The organism is Phyllobacterium sp. 22552 (genome assembly GCF_052044585.1).
Taxonomy (GTDB): Bacteria; Pseudomonadota; Alphaproteobacteria; order Rhizobiales; family Rhizobiaceae; genus Phyllobacterium; species Phyllobacterium ifriqiyense.
Genome location: NZ_JBQENG010000006.1, coordinates 351,776 through 362,954 on the forward strand (window position 1 = coordinate 351,776; position 11,179 = coordinate 362,954).

11 protein-coding genes are annotated in these 11,179 nt (G+C 52.1%); 4 read left to right on the forward strand and 7 right to left on the reverse strand.

Features of this window, described 5'->3' with window-relative positions:
* Window positions 1-6: 6 nt before the first annotated feature.
* The 3 genes from ACTJI9_RS16325 to ACTJI9_RS16335 all read right to left on the reverse strand — a co-directional run bounded on the left by ACTJI9_RS16325 (window position 7) and on the right by ACTJI9_RS16335 (window position 3,249).
* Entirely contained in the window at window positions 7-810 is an 804-nt protein-coding gene (locus ACTJI9_RS16325) for a DUF2497 domain-containing protein (RefSeq protein ID WP_336440005.1), read from the reverse strand.
* A 197-nt stretch (window positions 811-1,007) separates the two neighbouring features.
* The gene (locus ACTJI9_RS16330) at window positions 1,008-2,435 is read right to left on the reverse strand and encodes a TolC family outer membrane protein (protein ID WP_115052907.1); all 1,428 of its coding nucleotides are present in this window, start codon (window positions 2,433-2,435) and stop codon (window positions 1,008-1,010) included.
* A 139-nt stretch (window positions 2,436-2,574) separates the two neighbouring features.
* Window positions 2,575-3,249, reverse strand: coding sequence for a protein-L-isoaspartate O-methyltransferase family protein (locus ACTJI9_RS16335; RefSeq protein ID WP_115052906.1), 675 nt, complete (start codon window positions 3,247-3,249; stop codon window positions 2,575-2,577).
* Window positions 3,250-3,677: 428 nt separating this feature from the next.
* Here ACTJI9_RS16335 and ACTJI9_RS16340 point away from each other — a divergent pair, with 428 nt between their 5' ends.
* Entirely contained in the window at window positions 3,678-4,229 is a 552-nt protein-coding gene (locus ACTJI9_RS16340; protein WP_307285463.1) for a GGDEF domain-containing protein, read from the forward strand.
* Here the strand turns inward: ACTJI9_RS16340 and ACTJI9_RS16345 are convergent.
* Entirely contained in the window at window positions 4,226-5,005 is a 780-nt protein-coding gene (locus tag ACTJI9_RS16345) for an APH(3') family aminoglycoside O-phosphotransferase (RefSeq protein ID WP_354343856.1), read from the reverse strand. The two genes, ACTJI9_RS16340 and ACTJI9_RS16345, sit on opposite strands and share 4 nt — an antisense overlap.
* Window positions 5,006-5,038: 33 nt before the next feature.
* Window positions 5,039-6,316, reverse strand: a complete 1,278-nt coding sequence (locus ACTJI9_RS16350; protein WP_115052902.1) for a hemolysin family protein — start codon at window positions 6,314-6,316, stop codon at window positions 5,039-5,041.
* Between the two features lie 456 nt (window positions 6,317-6,772).
* Between ACTJI9_RS16350 and ACTJI9_RS16355 the strand changes: the two genes are divergently transcribed.
* Both ACTJI9_RS16355 and ACTJI9_RS16360 read left to right on the forward strand, forming a co-directional pair.
* Complete coding sequence (locus ACTJI9_RS16355) at window positions 6,773-7,783, forward strand: hypothetical protein (RefSeq protein WP_440809335.1); 1,011 nt, start codon at window positions 6,773-6,775, stop codon at window positions 7,781-7,783.
* A gap of 478 nt (window positions 7,784-8,261) precedes the next feature.
* A complete protein-coding gene (locus ACTJI9_RS16360) occupies window positions 8,262-8,696 on the forward strand; it encodes a DNA adenine methylase (protein WP_440809337.1) in 435 nt (144 codons plus the stop codon).
* Here the strand turns inward: ACTJI9_RS16360 and ACTJI9_RS16365 are convergent.
* Window positions 8,680-9,504 carry a hypothetical protein gene (locus ACTJI9_RS16365; protein WP_440809340.1) on the reverse strand — a complete coding sequence of 275 codons (825 nt, stop codon included), beginning with the start codon at window positions 9,502-9,504 and terminating at the stop codon, window positions 8,680-8,682. The genes ACTJI9_RS16360 and ACTJI9_RS16365 overlap by 17 nt on opposite strands.
* A gap of 131 nt (window positions 9,505-9,635) precedes the next feature.
* On the opposite strand from ACTJI9_RS16365, the gene ACTJI9_RS16370 reads away from it, so the two are divergent.
* Entirely contained in the window at window positions 9,636-10,511 is an 876-nt protein-coding gene (locus tag ACTJI9_RS16370) for a hypothetical protein (RefSeq protein ID WP_440809342.1), read from the forward strand.
* On the opposite strand, the gene ACTJI9_RS16375 is transcribed toward ACTJI9_RS16370, so the two are convergent.
* A complete protein-coding gene (locus ACTJI9_RS16375) occupies window positions 10,508-10,888 on the reverse strand; it encodes a thermonuclease family protein (RefSeq protein WP_440809345.1) in 381 nt (126 codons plus the stop codon). The genes ACTJI9_RS16370 and ACTJI9_RS16375 overlap by 4 nt on opposite strands.
* Window positions 10,889-11,179: the final 291 nt, after the last annotated feature.

Sequence of the window (11,179 nt, forward strand, 5' to 3'; positions counted from 1 at the left end):
TGAGCTCTAACGCTTGCCGCCGCGCGCAACGCGTTCAATTTCTTCGCGAACAAGGCGCTCCACCAAGGTCGGTAAATTATTGTCCAGCCAATCCTGCAGCAAAGGCCGCATGATTTCCTGTGCGATTTCATCAAAGGAACGCCGCTGCTCGCTGCGGACGGCAAATGACAGATCGTCAAACGCAGCACTAACCTGGCGCTCAGTGCTCTCAGAAAGAATCGGCTCCAGCGCCTGCGTCAGATCAAGCGACACTTCTTCCTCCATATTCGTCTCGAATTCATCGAGAGCTATAGGCGTCGATGACTTTACTGCCGGACCAGATTCCGGGACGCTCGCTGGCTCAGCAAAGCGCATATAAGCGCTTGTATCAGGTTGCGAGGGTGCTGCCGGCTTTTCGGCAACCTGCTCCGCAACGAGCAATTCTTCCTCGGCAAGAATCTGTGGAGCTGGGGCAACAGCTTCGGCGGGCGATTCCGCCTCAGGCTTGCTCGTCTCAAGCGGCTTTGATTCCACGTCGGGCAAACGAGGCGAAAACATCGCCTCAGGCATTTTCTGGACAGGCGGCGTAACAGCAATACCTTGCCGCGGAGCAAGTTCGGCCTCGTCGCTTTCCAGATTATCTTCGACCTGTAAATTGGAAGTAGTTTGAGCTGGCATATCGGAATTTACAGCCGTTGGCGGCACATCATCAGGCCGTGCCGTGTCGCTCTCTTCAATGATGCGGCGTATCGAGGCCAGAATCTCTTCCATGGAAGGTTCGCGCGTCGCGCTTGATAAGCCTGCGGATGCCCCGATTGGTGATTGTGCCATGATCAACTTGCCTACTACATCTTGTTTCGGTGCGGTGCAACGAATCTGCATGCAGTGTAGAGGCTGGTTGTCTATTTGAGAATCCCTCAGAGCAATGTTTCGGGCTAACCCACAGACTTTTGATTCGCCCCGCTGAAATGAATTGGCCGCCGGATTTATCCAGCGGCCAAATTTCTATTTTATCGTAGCAGGATCGATCAGCGGCTATCAGGCGTGCGAAGGCCGATCCACTTGTCCTTGACCGCTTCGTAATGCTCTTCCGGCCGGTGCTCAGCCACCTGCAATCCAAGTTGAGCTGCCGTCAAACGGCCAGTTCCCGACAGAGCAGCATAGCTGGTAACAACCGCATCGCGCTCAGCCTGCACAAGATTGATTTGCGCTGTCAGAACATTGGTCTGCTCGTTCAATACGTCGAGTGTCGTGCGCTGACCAACTTTACGTTCTTCAATAACGCCGTTCAATGCGAGCTGAGCAGCGGCGACAGCAGTCCTTTGAGCAACAATGGATGCCTTGGCGGCTTCCATTTCGGCAAAAGCGCTGGCGATAGCCTGACGAACATCGTCACGCGCTACGTCAACTTCGATCCGGCGCTGCGCCACGGTTTCCTTGCCTTGGCGAACACGAGCCGATGTGCGGCCACCGCTGTAAATCGGAACGGTAACCTGAATCCCAGCCGACGCGCTTGTCGAATTATTGCTGCTGGTAGAAAGATCGCTTGGCTCGCCCCATATTTCGTCGCGGCTGATCTCGCCTCTCAAATTCACCTGAGGAAGCAATTCGCCTTCTGTTGCCTTGACCGTATAGCCAGCGGCATCCACGGCATAGCGTGTCGACAGAATAGCAGGATGCGTATTCTCGGCTATGGCATAGGCTTCGTCCATATTGCGCGGCAATGACTTTTTGGCAGCTGGTGCGCGCTCAAGTCGTCCCGGTGCTTCGCCGACCACCTGAATATAGGTTGCCTCGGCGGTTTTTTCGTTTGATTTGGCAAGGTTCAGCTGCGCAATGGCCGTTGCTTTCTGGGCATCTGCCTGTGCAACGTCGGTACGCGTACCCTCACCCACGTCAAAACGAGCGCGCGCAGCACGAAGCTGTTCGTCAAGCGCTTCGATATTCCGCTGGCGAAGAACGACGATCTGACGGGTCAGATAGACATCCATATAGGCTTGCACCGCAGCGAAAAGCTGATTCTGCTCCGTGTTGCGCAGGTTTTCACGGGCGGCCAGAACCTGGGTTTTTGAGGCTGAGACCGTGTTCTTGGTGGTGAACCCGTCAAAGAGCATCTGATTGACAGTAACGCCGAACACGGCGGTATTTGAGGTGCCGTCATTCACAAACCCCGTGCCTGTCGATCGGCCCCGTCCATCCAGTCTGGTATAGGTCGATGTGAGGTTTGCGGAAGCAGAGATAGTCGGCCGGTAGCCCGACTTGGCAATCGCCACGCCTTCATCAGTAACGCGAACGCCTGCCCTTGTGGCGTTAAGAGTGGAGTTGTTGTTGTAGGCTTTGGCCATTGCGCCAAAGATCGTCTCAGCCATTGAAGGCGTAGAGGCTAGTACCGTGGCTGACATCAGCGCTGCGGTCAGTAATCGCTTACCCGCTATGAACACTATAAACCCCTTCATGTCTCAATATTCAGACCGAACCAATCGGTTCGACGTTGTAACTTCAATACAAGCCAATTTCCGAATTGACCACAGTTGCAAACCCCAATTCGCAAACAAAGTGGTCAACCGTTGCACTTATGTCTCACGTGCGACACGCTCAGAATTCGAATTCAGGAACTTTGCCGAAGCCTGGGAGAGGCTTTACCGCCGAATTGAAAGCGCGACGTCCTGATACGATTCCCTCGTTCTTCACGTAAATCATTGATTTTCCGGAGTTTCCGCTGCCTTCAACGGCAACGAGTCGCCCCCCATCCTTCAACTGATCGAATAATGTAACAGGAACGTGGTCAACGCTACCCTCAATTATGATTACATCAAAAGGTGCTTCAGACGCGTAGCCCTTTTCCAGCGGCCCGGTTAAGACCACGACATTATCATAGCCCAGGGACGACAGGATTGAAGTAGCCTGACCGGCGAGATTTGCATCAGCCTCCACGGCGATAACCGAGCTGGAGATTCGCGAGAGAATGGCTGCCGAATATCCTGTCGCGCAACCGATATCGAGAACAACATCTTCAGGCTGGATATTGGCAAGCTGAACGAGCTTGGCAAAAGGCGAAGCTTGCATGATGTAGCGCGCGCCTGCCTCGGCCGTCGGCGTTGAGACCATGACATCGTCATCAATATAAGCGAGCGGTGCACGAACACTTGGTACGAATTTCTCGCGTGGGACATCCAGAAACGCCTGCAACAGAGGCTTGTCCGTCACATCAGTTGTCCGCAACTGGTTATCGACCATCTTGGTCCGCAGATCTTCGAAATTCAGCACCATATTCCAAGCTTTCCTAACAGCACGAGCAGTGCGATCGCGTTATGCATCCAACAAAGGCGCAATGCGCAAAAGCATTATGAGACTCCGTATAACCTTTTCCGGAAAGCGATTCCAGTATGAGGTTATGCAGAACACTTCGACCATGCAAAACATGTTTATGCCAGTTGGGCACGGATCCGGTGAACTCGAAAGCATATTGGAACCAGAACGCCAACCCACAAGGGGTGTGTCAAAAAATGAAGGGCACGTCAATTGAGCGCGACAGTGCAAAATATTTCTACTGACTTTCCAGTACCGGTTACTTTCGGTTTGTGATAAAACCTTCTTAACCCTATGAATCTTCCTGTATTGTATCCAATGTCGGCACCTGTCATTCTACACACAGCAAAAATGGAGTCGTTCAAGTGAACGATGGGAACTTTAGGCGAATGATTGAAACCAAGGGATTTGGTGATTTTCCTGTCAGCCAGGACGAGCTCACGGGACTCGCCGACCGCGCTGCACTGGAAGAACATCTCGATAGTCTGTTCGGCTCCTACGCTGATAGCGACTTTGACGACCGGCTGCAATTTGCGATTCTCTGCATTGATCTGGACGGCTTCAAGCAATTCAACGAAAAATACGGACGCGCCGAAGGTGATCTTGTCTTAAAGCTTGTCGCTGACCGCCTTCAAACATGCATGCGCAAGAATGATGTCGTCTACCGCATTGATGGTGACGAATTTGCCGTCGTGTTGCTTCAGGTCACTGCCAATGAAGTTGCAAGCGTGGCAGACCGTATCATCGGCAGCGTTTCTCAGCCCTATGATCTTGCCAATGCGGATTCGGCAGCTATCACGGTTACCATTGGAGCAGCTCTTGCGCCACGTGATGGCGATACGCCGGAAAGCTTGCTTTGGTGCGGAGATGCAGCCCTTTATATTGCCAAGAAGGCAGGCAAAGGCATCTATCGTCGTTATTCCGAGCGTCGTTCCAGCTAAAAGAACTCATCAAGCAGCCGGTAATAAGTTACGCGTGTAGAATCCGCCTCAACACCATATAGCTTGAAAAATGGTTCGACCCATTCAGCGCCCAGATTATCCTCAATGCTCCTGCTGGCCAGAGCAAGATCCTGATACCGATCTGCGATCCCAAGGCGTGCGCAATCAACAAAACCGGTAAATTGCGAGCCATCGCTCAATATATTCGGCAGGCACGCGTCGCCGTGCGTTACCACCAAATCCTCATTACTTGGACGTGTTGCTACAAGTCTCTCGAAAAGTTCAGCAGCAGTGGGTCCAACCTCATCGAAATCAGTTTCGTCCACCTGATTGCCAATCACTCGGGAAAGGGCAATTGGAATTCGATCTTCAAGACTATGGTTAAACGGACAGCCCGCTATATCAAGCTGGTGTAAAGCTTTAAGCGACCGGACAACAATTCTGATGACAGCTTCGGCGGGAATCTCCGGATTTGATGCAAGATCGCGCCCCGGCACCGCGCTCATCAGCAACCAGAGGCGATCGCCCTGTTCTGCCTGATCCAGAACGCGCGGTGCGGCAATAGCTTGCCCTGCCAACCATTGCAGCCGCTTTATCTCATCGAATAGTTCGGTGAACTCTCCAATCAGCTCGCTTTTGACGAATAAGGTCGGACGCTCTGCCGCTTCGAGACGAAATACCAGCGCTCCGGATTCTCCGATGGTTTGGGTTATCCAACTATACTTCGCTAGCCGCTCCTCCCATACGGATGGCATAGCGTAATCTTGATCAGTCATCTGCTGAAGCCTCGAATTGGGAGCAATTTCTGGCTAGGAGAGGCGCGAGGCCAAAACCTTGTCGACGCGGCGATGATCAAGATCGACAACCTCGAAACGCCAATCATCAAACTCCATGGATTCGCCCGTCATTGGAATTCGCTGCAAACGGTCAATGACAAAACCGGCCACCGTTTCATATGGCCTTGTCGCGGGCAGGTCTATTCCCAAGAGGTCCGCCATCTCATCAACCGGCATCCAGCCTGCAAGAAGCCAGGAACCATCCTCCCGCCTCACCGCTTCCGGCTCTGATTGATCTTCATCCGAGGCGAACGCGCCTGCGATGGCATCAAGAATATCGGCGGGCGTCAGCAGGCCTTCAAAATGGCCGTACTCATCATGGACGAGTGCCATGGGAACGTCAGAGTCACGCAAGACTTTGAGCGCAGCCAGCGCATCAAGCGTATCCGGGATGATGGGTGCGTGCCTGACATGCTCGCGGATCACGACCATTGACGAGGCAAGCATGGGTTCGATCATGTCTCTGAGCATGATGACGCCAATGACATTGTCGCGGTCGCCTTCAAAAGCTGGAAGACAGGAATGATTTGCGGATATCAATTTGCGCTTCAGCGCTATGGCATCTTCATCGATATCAACCATTTCAACTTCCGTGCGCGGGGTCATGACGGCCCGCACGCTTCGATCACCCAGCCGGATAACGCCGGAAATCATGGACCTCTCGGCCTCTTCGATCACGCCGGTATTTCCCGCCTCTGCTACAATTGTCAGGATCTCCTCATCGGTAATCGAGCTTTCCGATGCGGTGGAAATACCGAGCAGCCGGAACACACCCCTTGTCGATGCGTCCAGCGCCCAGACGGCAGGTGCCGCCACCCGTGACAGGATATTCATGGGCCGCGCGATGAAACAGGCGATGCGTTCAGGGTTTTTCAGCGCCAAATGTTTTGGCACAAGTTCCCCGATGATGACTGACAGATAGGTAATGATGCCAATAACCAACGCATAGCCGCCTATATCGGCAATATCCGGGCGAACGCCGATGCCAACCAGAAAACCGCTCATGCGCGCGCCTAGCGTGGCGCCCGAAAACGCACCAGCAACAATGCCAACAAGCGTAATGCCGATCTGCACGGTGGACAGGAACTTTCCGGGGTTTTCTGAAAGGGCAATCGCCGCACGGGCTCCGGCAATACCACGGTCTGCCAACATCTCAAGACGGGCCTTCCTGGCCGAAACGACCGCCAGTTCCGAAAGCGCAAATACGCCATTGAGGATAATAAGAAACCCGACGACAGCCAATTCAAACATGAAGCAAGAAAATCCCAAATAAACCAATCTCTTATAGATTGGCCATGAAGTGTTTTATGTGAAGAAATCAGCCGATTGGAAAGCTGTTTTCCAAATTGTACCAACGATATCATATTGCACCGGCATGCAACATGAATTCGTAATTTACCTGCAATATGCCGGCTACCAAGAGTATTATTTTCACGATAGAACCCGGCATATTGATCCAAAGAGCCAAATTAAATCAATACTATAGCTTGGTTCCAGTATGGCCAAATCCGCTTACCGTCATCAATCACGGTCATCGGCACCCCTACGCCTTCATGCCTCACCGATTGGTCATTTCACTGATCCCGGGGGCTTTTGTCACCCCCCAGCCATATTTGCACCGGCAGATTTCAATTGACCCGGCATGATGAATGGAATGTACTCAAGGTTGTATGGTTGCAAATATTCAACCACTTGAGGGAGCGAAGCATGTCAATGATGCGAAATCTTTTATATGCGGGTGTACTGGCTTCGGCATCGTTTGCCGTTGCGCCTGCCTATGCCTTGACGGCGAAGGAATGCAGCGTGAAATATCAGGCTGCCAAAGACGCAGGAACGCTGGGCGGCCTGAAGTGGAACGACTTCCGCAAGGCGGAGTGCGCTTCGGACGATTCGCCTGCGGCTAGTACAAAGACAACAACCGCGAAAAAAGCAAAAACGACCGCTGCAGCCAGTGATGACGACGACAGCGGATTGACCATGAAGGAATGCAGCGCCAAATACCAGGCAGCAAAGAGCGCGGGTACACTTGGCGATGTCAAATGGAACGATTTCCGCAAAACGCAATGCAGCGCGGACGCTGCTGCTGCGCCGGTTACAAAGACGAAGACAGCAAAGTCGCAAGCCAATGACGACGATGATTCCGGTGGCGGACTGACGATGAAAGAATGCAGCGCCAAGTACCAGGCGGCAAAGAGCGCCGGCACACTTGGCGATGTCAAATGGAATGATTTCCGCAAATCGCAATGTAGCGCAGGTGCTGCTGCAGCGCCGGTCACAAAAACCAAGACGGCAAAGTCACAAGCCAACGACAATGATGATTCAGGTAGCGGCCTGACGATGAAGGAATGCAGCGTGAAATATCAGGCTGCCAAAGACGCTGGAACGCTGGGCGGCCTGAAGTGGAACGACTTCCGCAAGGCACAATGCGCCGCCGGAGCAACCGCAGCCAATGATGATGACGATGATTCTGCGCCATCCGTGGACAATGCCACCTATACAGATGATCCGCCCGCCCCAACGACAAGGGCTCCGCGCGGCGTGGCTTTTCCGAGCGCCGTTTCCACGAAATATTCTACGGAAAGCCCAGGCAAGGCACGTATGCATACCTGTCTGGACCAATATTACGCCAACAAGCAGAGAAATTCTCTTGGCAGTCTGAGATGGATACAGAAAGGCGGAGGATACTACAGCCTCTGCAATTCACGGCTAAAAAGCTGATTTGCGTCAAGGAGAACAGGCCGCACACCGCGTCCTGTTCTCCGGCACATTTGCGTCACACCCCAAATCATGGACTGCTGTAGATTCGGAGACGAATCTGCGGAAGCTAATAAAAAACAACCAATTATGGTGGGTGGATTTGATTTTGGAGGCCTCGCCCGGAAGGGATTTCGTGAGGGATATCAGTTACTTGCCATAGGGTGTGGCAGGAACTTTCATCAACACAAATCAATGACTTAGCTGGCGCACTGCCACACCCTCTGATGAAATTCCCCACACAAACTCAGCCTAAATAATTGCCGCTTGCGGATAGGATAGTGAGCCCCGAGGTTCATCGGAAAGCATTTCAGTTCAATCGGTTATATCCGAGTGGGACAATTTTCTGATCTCTGAAATCATTATAGAATTGTATCAACTGTCCCACCGATCGGCGACATGATGAAAATGGCGGGTGAAAAGCTTGTCGTAATGGCACGCGGTGCCGGGCGTTCTGCTGGAGGTAGCGGGGCAAAGCTTCGGAGTTTCCAATGAGCGCTCAGCGCGGTTCAATTTGAATCGGCTGGCACCAATGCTGGAGGATGTTCATGAACGTCTCGCAGGCGTGGTGATCGAGAACCTCGACTGGATGGCGTTCATAGATCGATATGACCGGCCGGGCGCATTGTTTTATCTCGATCCTCCCTATTTCGGATCGGAAGATGACTATGGCAAACAATTATTCGCCCGCGACCGATTTGGCATGATGGCGGAACGCCTTGGTCGCCTCAAGGGCGAATTCATCATGTCGATTAATGATGTTCCTGAAATTCAAAAGCTGTTCGCAAATTTCAGATTCGAGGAAGTTTCATTGAACTATTCAATAAATAAAGGAAAAGGCATCGCTGCGCGGGAGCTGATTATTCTGAGCCGGTAACGGGATGTTTGACGTGGCTACGGCCAGCGGCATTCTTCCAAACGTCTTTTGCGCTCATATTAGTATCGATACCATTTTGTTTCTTCATTTCGGCAAGGATGCCGGGGTCTTCAAAGAATCCCTGCACCGACCCTAATCTGGCCACGACGTGGTGAATGTCGCGGCTCCATTCTTGATGATTTTTCACCAGATGTTCCATGACTTGGATCGCCAATTCAATCGGAGCTTTCTCATCGCTCAAGTGAACGACTTTGTTTATAGCTCGTGAAAAGACTATAACCACATCAGCTGCTATGGACGGACCCAACAAACCCAATTGCCCAATATTGGTCTGAAAAATGGGCACGTTGAAACCTTCGAATAGTTTGATTTGTGCGTCTGTATTTTTGCTCCCTCCCTGCTTTAAGAAAGCCTGGTAACCTTCGCATTGCATCCTGTAGAAGCGGGTAGCAGCATCGAGGTTTGGCAACAACGCGATGAGTTCTCCTTGAAGGGCAGCAGCGAGCACCTTTCTGTCATGGAGACGATCACTTTCCTTGTTTTTCTCGAGCAGTAGTTGTTGTTCGGCCCTAGCCTCCCGGTCACGGGCTGCTTGTGCTTCGTGCGATGTAATGAGGTTTTTAAAACCGGCGCGCGTCGCATAGATCACACCCGAAAAACCCACGATCGCACCAATGAGGGTGGCGAATGCTGGCGAGATCCCCCGTTGAACGGCAGTCAAAACGAGAAAGAAGACTGGCTTATAACTTATGACGATCGCAGCTATTAGAACTGCAACACACAATGCTGGTTTTATCCATGATTTCATTAATGATACCCCCTGCCTTCAGGATACAGATAGAAATCGGGCGGTCAAATTCGAGAGAATAAGAAGTTGTTCAACTCTCTCTTGCTGTTCCCAATCATCTTGTTCTAGGTAGAAAAAGGTCGGGGGCAAATATGACAAGACACAATGGTCGTAGCGAACAATCTGAGGGCAGAACGAGTAGTTTTTGGGTCCTGTTGTCTTGTGGCGTTCTTAGTTTCATATATTTCGTCGGAATCGGGCTGGTACTGTTGTTAGGAATGAAAGCGGGGGAAGGCGATTCCACCTGTACGGCTGGCTTTCTCTTTTGCCTTGTTCCGAATGAGTTTGGTGATTTACTTGCTGGAATATTTGCACCCTTGGCGTTTGTATGGCTGATGGCGGCCGTGTTGATACAAGCCATGGAGCTGAAATTAACCCGGCAGGAGATGGCCCTGCAACGTGTCGAATTAGGCTTAAGCCGCGAAGTTGCTGTTGAGAGCAAAGGCGTGGCTGAAGCGCAGGCTAAAGCAGCGGACGCGCAGGCCAGAGCAGCTGAAAGTAATGCGCTAGCCGCCGAGACACAGAACAAAATTTTGGACGAGCAGTTACAGTTTGAGCGCCGCGAGCGGAACGATGAGCAGTTCTCATTCTTGCTGGACCAGTTCTACTCGATTGCTGGTCACGGATTATCTGGTGACGTTTGGGTTACCAATACCGTCACCGGGGAGCGTACTTTGTTCTCGCTCGTAAGAAAATTTTTGCCAGAGCAACGCAATGTTGCTCTGGGTGCCATTTCCGACGATATGCTAGAGAATATCAGCGCGTTCAAAACTGAACTAAGTGAGCACTACCCTGCAGTGAGCAAAGGCTTCTATGACGAAGTTTGCCGTGCCAGCGCATTGTTGCATTCCATTAAGGATTTTGAGAGTGATATCTCGACCCACAACCATTATATAGCAAATCGGATTCAGGTGCGGAAACTTATTGCCGCGTTGGAACAGTTCAGGCAAGCATTGAGAACTAGTTAGAATGGTGGTTGTATCTCCAAACACCAACCCCGCCGTTTCCCCGTCCAGGGCCGCACCAAACGCATTTTGACCAGGAGTCGGCCCACGTCCTTCCCGTTGGCAAAGATCGTGGCCAGCGTGCGGCCATACTTGTCTATCAACCGGCCGCTCTTGGGGTCGCCGCGCTGGACGGTAAAGTCACCGGCCTTTAGCAGCGCGCTCAGCACGAACTTTGCTTCAAGTCCCTGCTTGTATTCAGCATCGCATTTTGCCTGCCGCGTTTCGGGCGCATCTATATTGGCAATGCGGATCGTCTCGCCGTTCAAGCGGATCGTGTCGCCATCGATGACGTAAAGCGATTGCCTGGCATCGGCCGGAACAATCGCGGGGCCCAACATTAGGAAAGCCGCCAGCAAGGCGGCTCTTTTAGAGTGCGATATTCTGTCCATGAAAAATTATTGACTCACGTCGCAGTTGAGAACATTAATAGAACATACACGGTAGCGGCGACCGTTCCAATGACATTTTAGGACTATGAAAACCTGCCTGTGTGGGGGCGGACAGGCTTGTCTCGAAGGAGAAAGCCATGGAAGAACCGGAACAAGATTATGAGAACGAAGCAGACCAGCTGATTGCCGAACATGGCGGCGATGCCAATGCTGCCATTACCAAGCTGGTCGAGGAACGCG